This window comes from Desulfolithobacter sp. (assembly GCF_054025815.1).
This window is the reverse complement of sequence record NZ_JBPMMS010000010.1, coordinates 166,872-184,385: the sequence shown is the minus strand read 5'-3', so window position 1 is coordinate 184,385 and position 17,514 is coordinate 166,872. Positions and strand designations below refer to the sequence as shown.

Sequence of the window (17,514 nt, the reverse complement as noted above, 5' to 3'; positions counted from 1 at the left end):
GTTAACCCGGAATAAGAAAGTGAAAATATATAAATTTAAGGACCTGACTGACGAAAGGAAACACAATCATTTTCTACAAATAGTGTTACAAAAATCTATTTGGTGTGCTAGCCCAGATTCCTTGAATGACGAAAATGAATTCAAATTTAAGTTAGACTATGAACCATCGCAAGACACGGCTAACCTTTTGACGCAAGTTGTAGCAAAATTTAGAACAACAAATTATTTTCAGCATCATTTATCAGTTACAAGAATTTTGAAAAATAAAATGCTGGCGAAAATTGCAGAGCCTATTATCAATGATGTTGTTCAAAACTGCAGAGACACCATCGGGGTTACAAGTTTCTCTCTCATAAAAGATGATGACCGATTATGGGATGAATATGGGGGTGAAGGCAATGGGGTATGTGTTCAAATCGACATCCCCGATCCCCTAGTAGGTCAAATTTACCATGAAGTTCAATATGTTGATGAGAGGATATTCCATATAGATACTTTTCTTAAGTCTTCGCTTTTTCCTGACAAAACCTTCGAGACTTACCGGAATATATTGTTGACCAAGACCAAGAAATGGAAACAAGAGAAAGAGATTCGATTTATTGGTAAACATCAGAATGTAAATTTTGTATTTGATGGGAACGTAACTGAAATTACATTTGGTCCCTGTGTGCCTCCACTAGTTTTAAAACGACTTGAAGCTGAAATTGAAACTCATTGTAAGAAAAACAAAATCAGCATCTCGAAACTATGAAAAAAACGGGTTAACAAGCGGCTGAAGGCGGACTGGCAAATCCGCTGGCGCTCCTTTACCAGCCGTTTAGCCACAGCGTTACAATTCTCATAGGAAATCGTGGGTAAACATGTCGTATAAAAAAAACGCGTTGCCGACCATGGCGAGGTTTATACCAGGGCCAGGGAAGTCAACGCCATGCTCGATTTTGTAAAACAAGAGACAGAGCGTATAGAATCGCGTTTTCTCGAGCCCGCCTGCGGCACGGGTAATTTTCTGGTTGAGGTGCTGAGGAGAAAACTTGAAATTGTGTCAAGCCGTTACAAAAGGAGTCAGTTGGAATTTGAACGTTATTCAGTCCTTGCTGTGTCCAGTCTTTACGGCATACCTTAATCCGTGACGAACGATTAATAAAAACTGCTGATTCTTTTTGCTAACATCTTGATTTGTAAGCAAAAATATTGCAACTACACCTGTCCAAAAACCTCACTTGGCAGGTAAGCTTGGTCGTTAAAAAACGTACATTTTCCTGCAAAGTAATGGAACCCATAGCAGGCAATCGAAAAGTGTAAATGGAAATCATTCTCATCGCTGCCATGGCGGCCAACCGCGTGATCGGCCACAACAATACCATTCCCTGGGATATTCCCGGAGAACAGGCACGGTTTAAGGAAATCACCATGGGCCATTCCCTGATTATGGGACGGAAGACCTGGGAATCCCTCGGCCGTCCTCTGCCCGGCCGACGCAACATCGTGGTTACCAGAAACAAGGCTTACTGCGCTCCTGGCGGGGAAACCGCACATAGCCTCGGAGAGGCCCTGGACCTCTGCCGGAACGACATGTCTTCCAGGGTTTTCATCATCGGAGGCGAACAGCTCTACCGTTTGGCCCTTCCTCTGGCCGATACCATGATTTTGACAGTCCTGGACCGGCCCTACCCGGGAGACACCTCCTTCCCCCCCTTCAGCGAAGATGATTTTCAAATGGTGAGCTCAACCCCGGTGACGGCCGCCCAGCCATACACCATCCAAACATGGCGCTGCCGGAAGAGTCAATAAAAGAGAAACAAGAATCTTTCTCAACATTCTGTTGACTATTCACACCTTCCATAATATACTTTTCCTATGAATCGGTGGCTGACTATCGGTCCATCCTATAGGAACAAGGAACAGCAAAACCTTCCATCATCAAAACCTGAGAGGGCTCCATGCAGAAAAAAGATCTCAAGAAACTCCTGGCCAGCCTTGGCGTGGCCGGCCTGATCAGCGCAGGTGGCATGGCGCCGCCAGTCGTACAGGCATCTGGCAGCGGTGGCAGCGGCTGAGGAGGCAGTGGCTGAGGCAGCCAGACCAACAGCGCCGGGAGCGCTGAACAGGAAGAACAGATTACTGTCGAGACCAGAAAAAAAATCCATGAAATAGCTGAACAGGAAGCCGAAGAAGTCACCAGGGAGGCTGGCGAAGAAGCCAGAAAAGCTGTTGAGGAAACCCTCGGGAAAAAGAGTGGAACCAGCGGCTGAGGCGGCTCGAAAAATTAAACGTGCAGGCTGCACGTTCTGAAAACAGAAAAAGCCGGTGACCCGGAGAGGTTACCGGCTTTCTGCGCTTTTTGTCCCGCTTTCCCTGTCCCGTCTTCGCCCGTTACGTTTTTCAACAGCCTCTTAGTCCCTGTTGTTCCAGGAGCCGTTCGTGAAAAAGTCCAGCCCGGAAAAGATCTACTCCGCCTGCTGCCGGTATCTACCGTCCCTGCCCAATATTCCTGACCATGATCTGGCCTCCTGGCTGGCAGAGCATCCTCATCAGTATACCGAATATCCTTTTCTCCCGGACCTGGCTCGACTGGAGCAGGCCATCCACTCCCTGCGGCACAATCCTCCGCCCCTACCGGAAACAATGGACAGACGAAAGGTTAATCCGGCCCTGGAACTGCTGTTGCTGGAATGGCGTCATCTGGCCCGGCTGCTGGACGATCCGGCGGCCAGACCCGAGCCGGGACAGGAATTCGTCCTTGTGGTCCGCAACCCGCTCACCGGCAAAGTGACGGTCCGCACGGCCACCAGTCATGACCTGTTGGCCCTCAAACTGGTCACAGAGAACATGGATGAACGCCAGGCTGCCCGGGAAGGAGGGGTTCCACTGGCAACAATCGAGGCCATCCTGAACCAGGCCATGGAGCAGGGGCTGATCCTTTCGCCCCCCTCGCGCATAGCCAGACCGCCGGACTTTCCCCGCGGCGAAGTCTCGGATCCATCGTTTTTCACCGCTTCTGTCTTCACCCTCCAGTGGCATATCACCCAGACCTGCGATCTCCACTGTCGCCACTGCTACGATCGCAGCGACCGGGCCACCATGGAACTGGCCCAGGGCATCAAAATCCTCGATGATCTCTATGAGTTCGCCCGGGCCCAGCATGTCCGCGCCCAGGTCACCTTTACCGGTGGCAACCCTCTGCTCTACCCTCATTTCAACCAGCTCTACCGGGAAGCGGCCGAGCGCGGCTTTCTCACCGCCATCCTCGGCAACCCAATGCCCAGGCACAGGCTGAAAGAGATGCTTGCGATCCGGAAGCCGGAGTTCTACCAGGTGAGCCTGGAGGGATTGCAGCCCCATAACGACTATATCCGCGGCCCGGGCCATTTCGAGCGGGTGCTGGCTTTTCTTGACCTGCTCCGGGAGCTGGACATCTACTCCATGGTCATGCTGACCCTGACCCGGGCCAACATGGACGAGGTGCTGGAGTTGGCCGAACTGCTGCGCGACAGGGTGGATCTCTTCACTTTCAACCGACTGGCCATGGTCGGTGAGGGTGCGTCCCTGGCTTCAGTCCCGCCCGAAAGTTTCGAACAGTTTTTAAACAGCTACAAAAAGGCATGTCGGGACAACCCCTGCATGGGACTCAAGGACAACTTTTTCAACCTGGTTCACCACAAAAAAAAGATGTCGTATACCGGTGGCTGTGCCGGATACGGATGCGGTGCGGCCTTTAACTTCGTCTCCATACTGCCTGACGGAGAAGTCCATGCCTGCCGCAAGCTGCCCTCCCCAATGGGCAATATCTATGAAAACTCCCTCAAGGATATCTATCACAGCCCGCAGGCCCGCAAGTACCGCCGCGGCTCCTCGGCCTGTGCAGACTGCGCCATCCGCCCGGTTTGCGGCGGCTGTCTGGCCGTGACATATGGCTTTGGCCGTGATATCTTCACAGAGTTGGATCCGTATTGTTTCAAATAACATACCTCTTCGCTTCCCGGTAATCTGGACATGCGCCGATTCTTCATAGACCCTGACCTGGCCGGAGAAGACCAGGTGGAGCTCAAAGGTCCGGAGGCCAGGCACCTGCGCACCGTACTCCGCATGCAGCCCGGCGACCGGATCGAGCTCTTCGACGGTACCGGGGGAATCATGACGGCCGAAATCTCCGGTTTCGGCCCGCGCTCCGTGGCGCTGCACATCCTTGAACGCCACCGGGCCGCCCCTCCTGGCCGGGCATCTCTGACCGTGGCCCAGGCCCTGCTCAAGGGAAAAAAGATGGACCTGCTCATCCAGAAATGTACGGAACTGGGAGTGCACACCCTGCAACCGCTGCAGACACGGTTTTGCGAAAACAGAACCCGCCTGGACCGCCAGCACCAGCGTTGGCAGCGAATCATGATCGAGACCTGCAAGCAATGCGGCCGGACCTGGCCCATGCGGATCTGCGAGCCCGGAACACTGGAACAATTCGACACCGGCAATTTCCGCGAAAAATTCCTGCTCTGGGAAGAGGAACGCCACAATTCGCTGCCAGCGACCAACTGGCCTGCCTCGACCTCCATCTGCCTCCTGCTTGGCCCTGAGGGAGGATTTCACCGGGCGGAAGTCAACCTGGCCCGGGAACGCGGCTTTGACACCGTATCCCTGGGCTCCCTGGTCCTCCGGGCCGAAACCGCGACCCTGGCGGCGGTCTCCATCATTCAGTTCCACGCCAGAGCCCTGAAACCAGCCTGAAATCACGACGTCTCTTTTTCCACAGACAAACCTGTTTTGAAATCCATCCGGTTTCATGATACAGTGCGTGACTGGTTTGCCGAGCCAGCACACCGGCTCCATTATCTTTTCCTGCAACCGGAAGTTACCGACATTTCTCATGCGGGCTGTACTACAGAGAGTTACACAGGCACGGGTCACGATAAACGGACGGGAAACCGGGGCCATTGGCGCGGGCCTGCTGGTCCTCCTCGGTGTCCACCGTGACGACACAGCAAGAGATGTTACCTGGTTGGCTGACAAGGTGGTCAACCTGCGGATATTTGAAGACGAACAGGGACGAATGAACCGGTCAGTAATTGATGTGGCGGGTGAAATTCTGATCGTGTCCCAATTCACCCTGCTGGGCGACTGCCGCAAGGGAAGAAGACCCTCCTGGTCCCACGCCGCCCCGCCCGAGATGGCCGACCGGCTCTATCGCGATTTTGTCAGGGCCGTCGCGGAACATGGTATCCGGACAGCCACCGGCGAGTTCCAGGCCATGATGGAAGTGTCCCTGGTCAACAACGGCCCGGTGACCATGCTGCTGGACTCGCACAAAAAATTTTAGCCGCGATGCGATCCCTTCAAGGGACACCATCGCCTGCAAGGTGCTTTTGGTGCGCAGCAACAAGGGCGACCGTACGAAACAGAGGCGTTGTAACCTGAAACCTTCATAACTCTGGCGATTCTCCATGACCACACTTACACCCGGAACCACCTGCAACTCCTTTCGGCTGGAACGGAGCAAGTACATCGAAGAGATCGACTCCACGGTCTACCTGTTCCACCATGAGCAGCTTGGCACCCCGGCACTTGCCATCAAGAACAACGACCCGAACAAGACCTTCTGTATCGCCTTCCAGACCATACCCACCGATTCCACCGGGGTCGCCCATATCCTCGAGCACTCGGTGCTCATGGGGTCAAAAAAATATCCGGTCAAGGATGTGTTCGGAGAAATCCACAAGGGCGGTCTCATGACCTTTCTCAACGCCATGACCGGCTCAGACACCACCTGGTATCCCTTTGCGACCAGGAACATGAAAGAGTACTTCAACATCATGGATGTCTACTGTGATGTGACTCTCAATCCCCTGCTCGAGCGGACCACCTTTGAACAGGAAGGATGGCATTATCACAAGGAGGCGAAAGACCAGCCGCTGCAGTACCAGGGCGTGGTGTTCAACGAGATGAAGGGAGCCTTTTCCGACCCCATCCGGGCTATTTTTCACCACATGTTCGGCGGCCTGATGCCCGGTTCCACTTATGCCCATGAATCCGGCGGCGATCCGCGCCACATCCCGGATCTCACATACGAACAGTTCGTGGCCTTTCACCGCAAACATTATCATCCCGCCAATGCCATGCTCTTTTTCTACGGCGACGCCCCCCTGGAAGAAGAGCTGGCGTACGTCCAGGACAACTTCCTGGCCGATTTTGCCACCGGTGATGCCGACGGCCGGGGCAAGGTGGCCATTGATCCGGGCCGGGAAATCGAGGAGCCGGTGCATGTCGAGGACACCTACGCGGTGCAGCCCGGCAGTGATACGAAGGAAAAAACCTTTCTGGCCGTGGGCTCGGCTGTGGGCGACATGACCCAGCGCAAGCGCAATGCCGCCTTCCAGATCATCGCTTCCATCCTCTACAACTCTGACGCCTCACCCCTGAAAAAGGCCATCCTCAAGGCCGGTCTCTGCAAGGATTTCGGCGGGATGTTCCTCTCCAGCTCCTGCTTCAAGACCTTCATGATGACCTATCTCATCGGTTCGGATCCAGACAAGCGCGACCAGTTCCTCAAGCTGTACCAGGAGGTCCTGCAGACCATGGTGGACCAGGGCCTGGACCGGGAGCTGGTCCTTTCGGAACTCAACCGGTACGAATTTTCAGTCCGTGAAGAGGGCAACAAGGCCCAGCGCGGGCTGGACCTTATTTCCAAGGCCATGCCGGCCATGAAATACGGCACCGACCCCTTCGAGGCCCTGCAGATCGAGGAGCTGCTGCACGAAATCCGCCGGGACGCCCTGGAAAGCGATTATTTCGAACGGCTGATCCGTGAACGGTTGCTGGAAAACCCGGCCACCGTAATTGTGACCCTGAAACCGGACCCGGAGAAGATGATCCGGGCCATGCAGGAGGAGCAGGCCCGGCTGGCGGCCCATGAGGCGACCCTGGACGAGGAAGGCATCCAAAAGCTGATCCGTCGGACCCGGGAGCTGATGGAACTCCAGCACCAGTCCAATGATGAAGAAACCCTCAAGCTCCTGCCCCGCCTTGGCCTCAACGACTTGGAACGGGACATCGATTTTCACCGCTGTACACCCCGGGACCTGGCTCAGCGCCCCTTCCTGGTCAACGACCTGCCCACCAACGGTATCGTCTATCTCGACATCGGCTTTGACTGCCAGGGGCTTAATCGGGATCAACTCCTGGCCCTGAACCTGTTTGGCACCATTGTCACCGAAATCGGCACCTCGCGTCTGAACTACATGGCCTTTGCCAAAGAGCTGGGTATCTGCACCGGCGGTTTTCACCACTCGTTCCATACCCACCTTCACCTCGAGGATCCGACCAGTCCCCGTCCCACTCTCTGGTTCCACGTCAAGATGCTCTCCAGCTACCTGGACCGGGCGGTCAGCCTGCTGGAGGAGGTGTTTACCGCTGTCAGTTTCCAGGACCGGGCCCGGATCCGGGAGATCGTTCAGCGGGAATTCGCCTGGACCGAGCATTCGGTGCAGAGTGAAGGCTACGGCCTGGCCTCTACCCGGGTCTTTGCCCGTCTTGGCCTGGCAGGCCAGTACAACGAACATGTCAGCGGGGCGGCCAACTACCTGGACCTCAAGGATCTGGCCAGCCGCTACGAAGAAAGGGAAGAAAAATTTCTGGAAACCCTGCGGTCGATCAGGCGCCATGTCTTACGGAAAGACAACGTCACACTCGCCGTTACCGCCGGAGGGGAAGATATCGCCAGGCTGCAGACCGCAACCGGGCTGATCAACAGTCTGCCTGAGCAGAAAGACAGTACCGTTTCGCAACCGGCTGGGCCCGATTTCCCCACCTTTCCGGCCAGGCAAGCCTTCTGTACTTCGGCCGAGGTGGTGTACAACGTCATGGGCTGCACCCTGTTCCCCGAGTCCCGGGGATACAGCGGCCAGTTCGAAGTCCTCAAGACCTGGCTTTCCAGAGATTACCTCTGGAACACGGTCCGGCAGATGGGAGGGGCCTATGGCTGCTTCATCCAGTTCAATCACATAAGCGGCAACTTCGCCCTGGTCAGCTACCGCGACCCGCAGATCAGAAAAACATACGAGGCTTACGAGGCCATAGAGGAGCAGATCCGGAAGCTGACCCTGCCCGATCCATCCCTGGAACAGCTGATCATCGGCACCTATGCCAACTTCAACCCCCACCAGGGACCGGCAGGCAAGGGAGCCACGGCCCGCAACGAATACCTTTCCGGCATCACTCCTGCCAGCAAGCAGGAACGGATCAACGAAATTCTCGACACCCGCTGCCAGGATCTGCGCAAACTTGCCCCTCACTTCGAGGCGTTACGGACAAAAAGCAGCCTTGTGACCATTGGCAATATCGAAAAAATTCAGGAAAACAAAGACCTTTTCGACAGTATCGAAAAGCTGTAGGGTGAGATAAACCTGAATACTTCTATGACCAACTCTTCGAGCTCACCGGATATCCTGCTGAAAAGAGCGACTCGAGCCTCGGTGACCGTTGCCCTGATACTGATCGCCGGCAAGCTTGTGGCCTGGCTTCTGACCGGATCTCTCAGTGTAATGGCCTCGCTGGTCGATTCTCTCATGGATGCCGCAGCGTCAACCATCAACCTGGTTGCCGTGCGCCTGTCAATGAACCCGGCCGACAGCGAACACCGATTCGGCCATGGTAAAGCCGAATTCCTCGCCGGCCTTGCCCAGGCATCCTTTATCGCCGGCTCCTCCTTTTTTCTCCTCATCCACGCGGTGGAACGCCTTCGCAACCCGGTACCTCTCAACCAGTCCTGGCCCGGTATCATTATCATGGTGCTGGCCATTATCATCACGCTTCTCCTGCTGGCATACCAGTACAGGGTCATTTCGATAACCAACTCCAGCGCCATCAAGGCAGATGCCCTTCACTACGGGACCGACATCCTGACCAATGCCGGAACCCTGGCCGCCCTTGTTTTCGCACGTCACGGCTGGCACGGTCTCGACCCGATCTTTGCCATGCTCATTGCCGGTTTCATATTTTACAGTGCCTGCAAGATCGGCTACGATGCCTCCCAGATGCTGATGGATCGCGAGCTGCCTGCAGAATTACGGGAAAAAATTATCCATATTGCCATGACTCCACCGCAGGTGAGAGGTGTGCATGACGTGCGTACAAGGCAATCAGGGCAAACCATCATGATCCAGCTCCACCTGGAGCTCGACGACGATATGCCTCTGCTGCGCGCCCATGGCGTGGCCCGGGCTGTGGAAAAGGAAATCCTCCGCAACTGGCCAGGAGCCGATGTCATCATCCACCAGGACCCGGTCAAGACCTGCCGCCGGCTTGGGCCCACCAGGTTCACCGATTGAACCACGATACCTTTCAGACCACCGCTCAGCCCGACAACCGGCCGAAACGATCAACCAAAATCGGAACCCAGACGAGAACCACATTGACAAGGGTCATGAAAACAGCCGCCGAACCGATGTCCTTGGCCCGCCCGGAGAGAACATGCTGCTCAAGACCGATACGGTCGACCACCGCCTCAACGGCGGAGTTTACAAGTTCGACAATGAGAACCAGCACCAGCGACGAAACGAGCAACGCTTTTTCGACTCCGGAATCACCCAGCCACAGCCCCAGGGGCAACATCACCGCCACCACCATCAATTCCAGCCGAAACGCCTCTTCACACCGGAATGCCGCAACCAAACCCTTGAACGAGTACAGCATGGCCTGGTACACATGGCGGATTCCCCGGTAGTCGGGCTTGTTGCAAAAATGCTCTCCTCCGTTCTGCCCCTTCTGTTCCATACAGAATTTCACCCCCTTGCAGTTTTGATGCCCTCGACAACGTTCCAGTATCTCGTGGCATGCCTTGTCGCAGGCTGACCGCCCCCCTCCCTGCAAAACCCCTGCAACCAAGACTACAACTTAACCCTTTAGAAAATCAATCTTTTTAAAAAATTTTCAAGAACAGCTCACTGCCAGGAAATTTCCTGCCGACAGATTCGGACGAACCTGATTCCTGCCGCGTTTTTCGTCTTTATCGAACCCGGGAGTTTCGAATATGCACATTGCTCCTTGAATGAGTGGAAATGATTGAGTATAGACAACTTTTGCAGAGATGAAGCCGTGGGGGAACTTCTTTACCAGAACTAAAAAGGAGATATTGTATGGGGGCGTACGAGGAAATTTTCAAAAAGAGTATTGAAAACCCTGAAGAATTCTGGGCTTCGGCTGCCGAAGGCATTGACTGGTACAAGAAATGGGACACAGTGCTGGATCGTTCCAACCCTCCATTTTACCGCTGGTTTTCCGGCGGGGAAATGAACACCTGCTACAACGCGGTGGACCGGCACGTGGAAAAAGGCCGCGCCGACCAGCCCGCTATCATTTATGACTCACCGGTCACCGACACCATCCGCAAGATCACCTACCGTGAACTGAGGGACCAGGTGGCCACCTTTGCCGGAGCACTGAGAAACCTTGGCGTGGAAAAGGGTGACCGGGTCATCATCTACATGCCCATGATTCCCGAGGCCCTGGTGGCCATGCTTGCCTGTGCCCGCCTGGGGGCTATCCATTCGGTGGTCTTTGGCGGGTTTGCCGCCAACGAGCTGGCCATCCGCATCGACCATGCCCAGCCCAGGGTCATCGTCTGTGCATCCGGCGCCATCGAGGGCAAAAAACAGCTGGCCTACAAGCCACTGGTTGATTCGGCCATTGACCAGTCGAATCACAAGCCGGAAAAATGCGTGGTCTTCCAGCGCGACTTTGTTACCGCCGAGCTCCAGGAAGGCCGCGATCTGGCCTGGCAGGACATTGTCAGAGACGCTGAGCCTGCCGAATGCGTACCGGTCCTGGCCACTGATCCGCTCTACATCCTCTACACATCCGGGACCACGGGAATGCCCAAAGGCGTGCTGCGCGACAACGGCGGCCATGCCGTGGCCCTGCACTGGTCCATGAAAAACATCTACAACGTGGAGCCCGGAGACGTCTACTGGGCGGCTTCCGATGTGGGCTGGGTCGTGGGCCACTCCTACATCGTCTACGGGCCGCTGCTCAAGGGCTGCACCACCATTGTCTACGAGGGCAAACCCATTGGCACCCCGGATGCCGGGGCCTTCTGGCGGGTCATCTCCGAGCACGGGGCCCGGATCATGTTCACCGCGCCCACCGCCTTCCGGGCGATCAAGAAGGAAGATCCCAACGGCGAGCTGCTGAAAAAATACGACCTCTCCAAATTCGAAACCCTGTTCCTGGCCGGCGAGCGGCTCGATCCGGACACCTATCACTGGGCATCGAACCTTCTCAACGTGCCGGTGATCGACCACTGGTGGCAAACCGAGACCGGCTGGGCCATTGTCGCCAACCCCATGGGCATCGAGCAGTTCCCGGTCAAGCCCGGCTCGCCCACCAAGCCGGTTCCGGGCTATGATGTACGTATCCTCGATGATACGGGCAAGGAACTGGGTCCGAACGAGGAAGGCAACATCGTGGTCAAGCTGCCCCTGCCGCCGGGTACCCTGGCGACCCTGTGGCGAAACGACGAGCGATTCATCAAGTCCTACATGGCCACTTTCCCGGGTTATTACGAGACCAGTGATGGTGGCTATATCGACGAGGACGGCTACGTGTATGTCATGGGCCGGATGGACGATGTGATCAACATCGCCGGCCACCGGCTCTCCACCGGGGCCATGGAAGAGGTGATCGCCACCCATCCGGATGTGGCCGAGTGTGCGGTCATCGGCACCGATGACCAGCTCAAGGGCCAGATCCCGGTGGGCTTTATCGTCCTCAAGGCCGGGGTGACAAAAGATGCCGAAGAAATCAAAACCGAGCTGGTTCAGATGGTCCGGGCCCAGATCGGTCCCATTGCCTGCTACAAGCAGACCGCGGTGGTGACCAGGCTGCCCAAGACCAGATCCGGCAAGATCCTCCGCGGCACCATGCGTGCGATCGCCGCCGGCAAGGAGTACCGGATGCCGTCCACCATCGACGATCCGACCATCCTGGAAGAAATCACCGAGGATTTGAAAAAGATGGGCTTTCCCAAGTAACAGCAACCAGGAGATGGCACCCTTCAAGACACACTGTCTTCCGGCGACATTCCGAAAAAAATGAACAGGGAGAACCGGGGAAAACTTCGTCTTTCAGGCGAAAGTATCCCTCTCTAACGCGATGAAACTACATGAACACCAGGCCAAGGAGCTCTTTGGCCGATACGGTCTGCCGATACCCGAAGGGCAGGTGGCCGAGACGGAAGAAGACGGTATACGGCTGGCAGGGGAACTGGGTTTCCCGGTTGCCGTCAAGGCCCAGGTGCATGCCGGTGGCCGGGGCAAGGCCGGCGGGGTCCGGCTGGCCCGGAGCCAGGAAGAGGCCCGGGAAGCGGTTCGGGCCATCCTGGGCATGACGCTTAAGACCGCCCAGACCGGCGAGCAGGGGAAAAAAGTCCGCAGGATCCTACTGGAAAAGGGCGTGGACATCAAGCATGAATTCTACCTGTCCATTCTCCCGGACCGGACCACGGCCAGCCTGATGATCATCGGTTCCACCGAGGGCGGGATGGACATCGAGGATGTGGCAAAAACCACACCGGAGAAAATTATCCGGGTCCGGGTCAACCCGCTGACCGGCCTCCAGCCTTTTCATCTGCGCCAGGTGGCCTTTGGTCTCGGTCTGACCGGCGACCCGTTCAAAAAATTCTGCGCTCTGCTTTCCGGTCTGTACAGGGCCGTGACGGAAAACGACCTGCTGCTGGCCGAGATCAATCCCCTGGCCTGGACCGCGGATGGTGATTTCGTGCTGCTCGATGCCAAGGCCGAGGTGGACTCCAGCGCGCTCTTCCGCCACAAGGACCTTGCAGCACTGCATGACAGCAGTGAAGAGGATCCCCTGGAGGCCGAGGCAAAAAAATATGGCCTCAACTATATCCGGCTGGATGGCACTGTCGGTAACATGGTCAATGGCGCCGGCCTGGCCATGGCGACCATGGACATGATCAAGCAGGCCGGGGCCGAACCGGCCAATTTCCTTGACGTGGGCGGCGGCGCCAGTGCGGAGATGATCGAGAACGGCTTTCGTATCCTGCTCTCCGATCCCAGGGTGGAGGCCATCCTGATCAATATCTTCGGAGGCATTCTCCGCTGCGACGTGCTGGCCACCGGTGTGGTGGAAGCGGGCCGGAAGGTGGGGCTGTCCCTGCCGGTGGTGGTCCGCATGGAGGGCACCAACGTAGAAGAAGGGCGAAAGATCCTCGCTGAATCGGGCCTGGACCTGATTTCAGCGGCAGACCTTCAGGATGCGGCGGAAAAAATAGGTAAAATCGCCACCGGTACAGCGGCCCTCTGAGGCAGAGACAAGACCATGAGCATATTCATCGACCAGAACACAAGACTTCTTGTTCAGGGAATCACCGGACGGGAAGGAGGCTTCCATACCAGACAGTGCCGGGATTACGGCACAAAAGTTGTTGCCGGCGTCACCCCGGGCAAGGGTGGGCAGAGCGTGGACGGGATCCCGGTGTTCAACACCGTACGCGACGCCGTTGCCGCCACAGGGGCCAATGCTTCGCTGATCTTCGTGCCGCCGCCCTTTGCCGCCGACGCCATCCTGGAGGCGGCCGATGCCGGAGTGGAGCTGATCGTCTGCATCACCGAAGGCATCCCGACCCATGACATGCTGCGGGTCAAAACAGCACTGGACGCAACCTCCTCACGGCTGATAGGACCCAACTGTCCGGGCATCATAACGCCCGGCCAGTGCAAGGCCGGGATCATGCCCGGACCCATCCACATCCCCGGACCCATTGGTGTCATCTCCCGCTCCGGCACCCTGACCTACGAGGTGGTCCACCAGCTGACCGAAGTGGGGCTTGGTCAATCCACCTGCATCGGTATCGGCGGCGATCCGGTGATCGGCACCAGCTTCATCGACTGCCTGAAAGCCTTTGGTGACGACGACGCCACCGAGGCGGTCGTGCTGGTGGGCGAGATCGGTGGCAATGCCGAGGAAGAAGCGGCCCGTTTTATTCGCGACAACCTGGACAAACCGGTGGTTGGTTTCATTGCCGGGATCACCGCTCCTCCCGGCCGGCGCATGGGACACGCCGGGGCCATCGTCAGTGGTGGATCGGGCACAGCCGAGGCCAAAATCCGCGCCATGCGGGAATGCGGCATCCACGTCTGTGAACATTTGGGCAGGCTGGGACAGTTCTGCAGCGGAGTGTTTTCATGAAGGAAATTACCTGGGACGAGTTTACCCGAGTCGAGCTCCGCACCGGCACCATTGTCGAGGTGGAGGATTTTCCCGAGGCCAGGAAACCAGCCTATCGCCTGGTGATCGATTTTGGCCCGGAGATCGGACGGAAAAAATCCAGTGCCCAGATCACCGACCTGTATGACAAAGAGGAACTGCTGGGCCGCCAGATCATCGGGGTGGTCAATTTTCCGCCCAAGCAGATCGGGCCGGTCCTTTCCGAGTGCCTGGTAACCGGCTTTATCCGGCAGGATGGCTCGGTGGTCCTGGCCGTCCCGGAACGCAAGGTGGACAACGGACTCAAGCTGGCATGACAGATAAAGATAAATACAGAGTACTCATAGGAAAACCAGGTCTGGACGGCCATGACCGGGGCGCCAAGTTTATTGCCCGGGCCCTGCGTGACTCCGGTTTTGAGGTCATTTACACCGGCATCCGCCGCACGCCGGATGAAATCGCGGCGGCAGCCGTGCAGGAAGACGTGCACGCAATCGGCCTCTCCTCCATGTCCGGGGCCCATCTGCGTCTCTTCCCGGCAGTGGTCGAGGCACTTGAAAGGGCCGGTGGGGGCGACATTCCCGTGCTGGGCGGCGGGATCATTCCCGAGGAGGATATCCCGGTTCTCGAAGAGGCCGGTATCCGGGCCGTTTTCACCCCTGGCACGCCCATCGACACCATCATCGATGCCTTTGCCCGGGCCAGCAAAGAGCAGCAGGCACAGCGCAGCCAATGAGCACCTCCCTGGCCAGTCGTCTCCACGAGGGTGATCCCCGGGCCGTGGGCCGGGCCATTTCCCTGGTGGAAAACCACGACCCGGCCGGCCACGAACTGCTGGCCGCCCTGGACCGGAAACGGATCGACCGGTGCCTGGTCCTGGGTATCACCGGCCCGCCCGGAGCCGGCAAATCCACCCTGACCGGGCAGCTCATCCGCTGTATACGCGAACAGAAGATGCGGATGGGCGTCATTGGTGTGGACCCCTCGTCGCCTATCTCCGGCGGCGCCCTGCTTGGCGACCGGATCCGGATGATGGACCATGCCCTGGACCGGGACGTGGTGGTCCGCTCCATGGCCACCCGTGGCCGTCTGGGCGGACTCTGCGCTGCGGCAGGTGCTGCGGTCCGGATCATGGCGGCCAGCGGCTGCCGGATCGTGATTATCGAAACCGTAGGTATCGGCCAGTCGGAAATGGACATCGTCTCCCTGGCCGACCTGACCCTCATGGTGCTGGCTCCAGGGTTCGGCGATGATATTCAGGCCATGAAGGCCGGAATCCTGGAAGTGGCGGACCTGCTGGTGGTCAACAAGAGTGACCAGCCCGGGGCCAGAAAGCTGTTTCTCGACATGACCACGGTCCTGCGTGACCCGGAAGAACGGGAGCAGAGGATCATCGAAACCGTGGCCAGTGAAGGCCGTGGGGTGGCCGAACTCCTGGAGCGGGTCCTGGAGCTGGAAGCTAAGCAGCGAAGCCAGGGGTTGTTCCAGCGCCGGCGGGACGAATCCTTTATTACCGAAACCCTGGACTGGGCCATGGAACTCCTGGCCCATCCCCTGCGCGAACGGATCCGCCGGAGTGCTTCCACCGAGACCGACCCGCGACTGGCCGCGGAACACCTACTGCGTGATATCCTGAAATGACAGAAAAAAAGAAAAAATATCCGGCCCAGAAAGATTGGGAAGAAAACGAGCTCAAACGATCCCTGGATCGTTTTCCCGAGCGCAGGGAGAAGTTCACCTGCCACGGTGGCCGCGAAGTGCCGCGGCTGTCCCTGCCCCGTGAGATTGACAGAGAGTACCTGGATAATCTCGGTTTTCCCGGCCGCTATCCCTTTACCCGGGGAGTGCAGCCCACCATGTACCGGGGCCGGCTCTGGACCATGCGTCAATATGCCGGTTTTTCCACCGCCGCTGCCTCCAATGAACGCTACCGCTACCTGCTCGACCAGGGCCAGACCGGGCTTTCCATCGCCTTTGATCTGCCGACCCAGATCGGGTACGACTCGGACGATCCGCTGGCCATGGGCGAGGTGGGCAAAGTGGGGGTGGCCATCGACACCCTGGCCGATATGGAGGTGCTTTTTGACCAGATTCCGCTGGACAGAATCTCCACCTCCATGACCATCAACTCGCCGGCCATGGTTCTGCTGGCCATGTATGTGGCAGTGGCCGAAAAACAGGGGGTGAGCCCGGACAAACTGCGCGGCACCATCCAAAACGATATCCTCAAGGAATACGTGGCCCGGGGGACCTATATCTTTCCACCTCGGCCAAGTCTCAGACTGATCACCAATATATTCCAGTGGTGCGCGGAAAAAGCACCGCTCTTCAACACCATCTCCATCTCCGGGTACCATATCCGCGAGGCCGGTTCCACGGCCAGCCAGGAGGTGGCCTTCACCCTGGCCAACGGCATGACCTATGTTCAGACCGCCCTGGATGCCGGACTGGAGCTGGAAGTCTTTGCCAGGCGGCTGGCCTTTTTCTTCAATGCCCACAACAACCTGCTCGAAGAAATCGCCAAATTCCGGGCTGCCCGTCGTCTCTGGGCCAAAATCATGAAGGAACGGTTCGGGGCGAAAAAACCAGCCTCCATGATGCTGCGTTTCCACACCCAGACCGCCGGATGCACCCTCACAGCCCAGCAGGTGGACAACAATATCGTCCGGGTAACCCTGCAGGCCCTGGCTGCGGTACTCGGCGGCACCCAGTCTCTGCACACCAACTCCCGGGACGAGGCGCTCAGCCTGCCCACCGAGGATTCGGTGCGCACGGCGCTCCGGACCCAGCAGATCCTGGCCCACGAGTCCGGGGTGGCGGATACCGTGGACCCGCTGGCCGGTTCCTGGTATATTGAACAGCTCACCGACACCATCGAGCAGGAGGCTATGGAGCTGATTGACCAGATCATGGACGCCGGCGGGGTGGTGGTCTGTATTGAAAACGGCTTTATCCAGGCCCAGATCGAGGACGCCGCCTTTCAGTACCAGCAGGAGATCGAACGGGGAGACCGGATCATTGTCGGGCTCAACCGGTTCCAGAGCGAAGAGGAAGCACGGGTGCCGGTAATGCGGGTGGACCCGGCCGTGGAAGAGGAACAGGTCCGGCGACTGCAGGAGGTGAGATCCTCGAGAAACGAACAGGCAGCCAGGAACGCGCTCACAGGCCTGAAAAAAGCGGCCCGGACAGAGACAGAAAACCTCATGGAGCCGGTCCTGAATGCGGTGCGCAGCTACTGCTCGCTTGGCGAAATATGCAACGTCCTGCGGGACGTCTTCGGCGAACACAGAGATGTCTGAAATA

The 17,514-nt window shown here is 57.5% G+C and carries 15 protein-coding genes and 2 pseudogenes; 16 read left to right on the top strand and 1 reads right to left on the bottom strand.

Features of this window, described 5'->3' with window-relative positions; all coding sequences use genetic code 11:
* The 9 genes and pseudogenes from ACXJJY_RS02445 to ACXJJY_RS02405 form a co-directional block, all read left to right on the top strand.
* Nucleotides 1-751, top strand: a 751-nt coding sequence (locus ACXJJY_RS02445; protein ID WP_456385112.1) for a DUF2971 domain-containing protein, incomplete at its 5' end; no start/stop codon positions are given.
* 120 nt (nucleotides 752-871) lie between these two features.
* Nucleotides 872-1,117: pseudogene (locus ACXJJY_RS02440) on the top strand (SAM-dependent DNA methyltransferase); the annotation flags it as partial.
* 185 nt (nucleotides 1,118-1,302) lie between these two features.
* Nucleotides 1,303-1,791 carry a dihydrofolate reductase gene (locus ACXJJY_RS02435; RefSeq protein ID WP_456385111.1) on the top strand — a complete coding sequence of 163 codons (489 nt, stop codon included), beginning with the start codon at nucleotides 1,303-1,305 and terminating at the stop codon, nucleotides 1,789-1,791.
* A gap of 149 nt (nucleotides 1,792-1,940) precedes the next feature.
* Nucleotides 1,941-2,045: pseudogene (sbtA, locus tag ACXJJY_RS02430) on the top strand (SbtA family thio(seleno)oxazole RiPP natural product precursor); the annotation flags it as partial.
* A 376-nt stretch (nucleotides 2,046-2,421) separates the two neighbouring features.
* Nucleotides 2,422-3,963, top strand: coding sequence for a thio(seleno)oxazole modification radical SAM maturase SbtM (gene sbtM, locus ACXJJY_RS02425; RefSeq protein ID WP_456385110.1), 1,542 nt, complete (start codon nucleotides 2,422-2,424; stop codon nucleotides 3,961-3,963).
* 30 nt (nucleotides 3,964-3,993) lie between these two features.
* Nucleotides 3,994-4,719: a 16S rRNA (uracil(1498)-N(3))-methyltransferase gene (locus ACXJJY_RS02420; protein ID WP_456385109.1), complete on the top strand. Its 726-nt coding sequence runs from the start codon at nucleotides 3,994-3,996 to the stop codon at nucleotides 4,717-4,719.
* Between the two features lie 139 nt (nucleotides 4,720-4,858).
* On the top strand, nucleotides 4,859-5,308 hold the full coding sequence (gene dtd, locus ACXJJY_RS02415; RefSeq protein WP_456385117.1) for a D-aminoacyl-tRNA deacylase: 450 nt from the start codon (nucleotides 4,859-4,861) through the stop codon (nucleotides 5,306-5,308).
* A 124-nt stretch (nucleotides 5,309-5,432) separates the two neighbouring features.
* Nucleotides 5,433-8,378, top strand: coding sequence for an insulinase family protein (locus ACXJJY_RS02410; protein WP_456385108.1), 2,946 nt, complete (start codon nucleotides 5,433-5,435; stop codon nucleotides 8,376-8,378).
* Between the two features lie 24 nt (nucleotides 8,379-8,402).
* Nucleotides 8,403-9,314: a cation diffusion facilitator family transporter gene (locus ACXJJY_RS02405; protein WP_456385107.1), complete on the top strand. Its 912-nt coding sequence runs from the start codon at nucleotides 8,403-8,405 to the stop codon at nucleotides 9,312-9,314.
* Between the two features lie 25 nt (nucleotides 9,315-9,339).
* On the opposite strand, the gene ACXJJY_RS02400 is transcribed toward ACXJJY_RS02405, so the two are convergent.
* On the bottom strand, nucleotides 9,340-9,759 hold the full coding sequence (locus tag ACXJJY_RS02400; RefSeq protein WP_456385106.1) for a diacylglycerol kinase: 420 nt from the start codon (nucleotides 9,757-9,759) through the stop codon (nucleotides 9,340-9,342).
* A gap of 362 nt (nucleotides 9,760-10,121) precedes the next feature.
* On the opposite strand from ACXJJY_RS02400, the gene ACXJJY_RS02395 reads away from it, so the two are divergent.
* The 7 genes from ACXJJY_RS02395 to ACXJJY_RS02365 all read left to right on the top strand — a co-directional run bounded on the left by ACXJJY_RS02395 (nucleotide 10,122) and on the right by ACXJJY_RS02365 (nucleotide 17,510).
* Complete coding sequence (locus ACXJJY_RS02395; protein ID WP_456385105.1) at nucleotides 10,122-12,014, top strand: propionyl-CoA synthetase; 1,893 nt, start codon at nucleotides 10,122-10,124, stop codon at nucleotides 12,012-12,014.
* 121 nt (nucleotides 12,015-12,135) lie between these two features.
* Entirely contained in the window at nucleotides 12,136-13,308 is a 1,173-nt protein-coding gene (sucC, locus tag ACXJJY_RS02390; RefSeq protein WP_456385104.1) for an ADP-forming succinate--CoA ligase subunit beta, read from the top strand.
* Between the two features lie 15 nt (nucleotides 13,309-13,323).
* Nucleotides 13,324-14,193 carry a succinate--CoA ligase subunit alpha gene (sucD, locus tag ACXJJY_RS02385; RefSeq protein ID WP_456385103.1) on the top strand — a complete coding sequence of 290 codons (870 nt, stop codon included), beginning with the start codon at nucleotides 13,324-13,326 and terminating at the stop codon, nucleotides 14,191-14,193.
* Complete coding sequence (locus ACXJJY_RS02380) at nucleotides 14,190-14,528, top strand: tRNA-binding protein (protein WP_456385102.1); 339 nt, start codon at nucleotides 14,190-14,192, stop codon at nucleotides 14,526-14,528. Before sucD ends, ACXJJY_RS02380 begins: the two co-directional genes overlap by 4 nt.
* The gene (locus ACXJJY_RS02375; RefSeq protein WP_456385101.1) at nucleotides 14,525-14,947 is read left to right on the top strand and encodes a cobalamin B12-binding domain-containing protein; all 423 of its coding nucleotides are present in this window, start codon (nucleotides 14,525-14,527) and stop codon (nucleotides 14,945-14,947) included. The genes ACXJJY_RS02380 and ACXJJY_RS02375 overlap by 4 nt, the downstream gene beginning before the upstream one ends.
* A complete protein-coding gene (gene meaB / locus ACXJJY_RS02370) occupies nucleotides 14,944-15,852 on the top strand; it encodes a methylmalonyl Co-A mutase-associated GTPase MeaB (RefSeq protein ID WP_456385100.1) in 909 nt (302 codons plus the stop codon). The genes ACXJJY_RS02375 and meaB overlap by 4 nt, the downstream gene beginning before the upstream one ends.
* Nucleotides 15,849-17,510 (top strand): acyl-CoA mutase large subunit family protein, encoded by a 1,662-nt coding sequence (locus ACXJJY_RS02365; protein WP_456385099.1) that lies wholly within the window; start codon nucleotides 15,849-15,851, stop codon nucleotides 17,508-17,510. The genes meaB and ACXJJY_RS02365 overlap by 4 nt, the downstream gene beginning before the upstream one ends.
* Nucleotides 17,511-17,514: the final 4 nt, after the last annotated feature.

Coding starts and splice junctions, on each gene's coding strand:
- sucC (WP_456385104.1), top strand. CDS start 12,136: ATGAAACTACATGAACACCAGGCCAAGGAGCTCTTTGGCCGATACGGT.
- ACXJJY_RS02395 (WP_456385105.1), top strand. CDS start 10,122: ATGGGGGCGTACGAGGAAATTTTCAAAAAGAGTATTGAAAACCCTGAA.
- ACXJJY_RS02365 (WP_456385099.1), top strand. CDS start 15,849: ATGACAGAAAAAAAGAAAAAATATCCGGCCCAGAAAGATTGGGAAGAA.
- ACXJJY_RS02405 (WP_456385107.1), top strand. CDS start 8,403: ATGACCAACTCTTCGAGCTCACCGGATATCCTGCTGAAAAGAGCGACT.
- ACXJJY_RS02410 (WP_456385108.1), top strand. CDS start 5,433: ATGACCACACTTACACCCGGAACCACCTGCAACTCCTTTCGGCTGGAA.
- meaB (WP_456385100.1), top strand. CDS start 14,944: ATGAGCACCTCCCTGGCCAGTCGTCTCCACGAGGGTGATCCCCGGGCC.
- sucD (WP_456385103.1), top strand. CDS start 13,324: ATGAGCATATTCATCGACCAGAACACAAGACTTCTTGTTCAGGGAATC.
- ACXJJY_RS02375 (WP_456385101.1), top strand. CDS start 14,525: ATGACAGATAAAGATAAATACAGAGTACTCATAGGAAAACCAGGTCTG.
- ACXJJY_RS02380 (WP_456385102.1), top strand. CDS start 14,190: ATGAAGGAAATTACCTGGGACGAGTTTACCCGAGTCGAGCTCCGCACC.
- ACXJJY_RS02400 (WP_456385106.1), bottom strand. CDS start 9,759: ATGGAACAGAAGGGGCAGAACGGAGGAGAGCATTTTTGCAACAAGCCC.
- ACXJJY_RS02420 (WP_456385109.1), top strand. CDS start 3,994: ATGCGCCGATTCTTCATAGACCCTGACCTGGCCGGAGAAGACCAGGTG.
- ACXJJY_RS02435 (WP_456385111.1), top strand. CDS start 1,303: ATGGAAATCATTCTCATCGCTGCCATGGCGGCCAACCGCGTGATCGGC.
- dtd (WP_456385117.1), top strand. CDS start 4,859: ATGCGGGCTGTACTACAGAGAGTTACACAGGCACGGGTCACGATAAAC.